Source organism: Mycobacterium angelicum (assembly GCF_002086155.1).
Taxonomy (GTDB): Bacteria; Actinomycetota; Actinomycetes; order Mycobacteriales; family Mycobacteriaceae; genus Mycobacterium; species Mycobacterium angelicum.
The window spans coordinates 1-343 of the sequence record NZ_MVHE01000330.1 but is presented as its reverse complement, the minus strand read 5'-3'; the positions used below and the strand labels follow the sequence as shown (position 1 = coordinate 343).

Genomic DNA, 343 nt, shown 5'->3' with positions numbered 1-343 from the left:
GGTCGCCAATACCCTCAGCGCTGGGCACGCCCCGAGCAACGCGACGATCAGAGCCGCGCACCCGTCGAGCAAGTGCTCGCAGTTGTCCAGCACTACCAGCATGCGCCGGTCGCCGATACGCCGCACAATGGTGTCCACCGTCGAGCGGCCCGGCTGATCCGGCAACCCCAAAACCCGCGCCGCCGCGATCGGCACCAGCGCCGGGTCGGTGATCGGCGCCAGGTTGACATACCAAACCCCGTCCGGATAACCGTCGGCAACGGCGCTCGCGACCTGTGTCGCCAGGCGTGTCTTTCCGACCCCGCCGACACCGATAAGGGTGACCCACCGTTTGACGTCCAGC

General features: G+C 67.9%; 1 protein-coding gene. It reads right to left on the bottom strand.

Translation table 11 applies throughout. The features are described 5' to 3' along the window. Window positions 1-343 (bottom strand): NB-ARC domain-containing protein (locus BST12_RS29645; protein ID WP_342746524.1); only part of this gene is annotated, 343 nt, incomplete at both ends.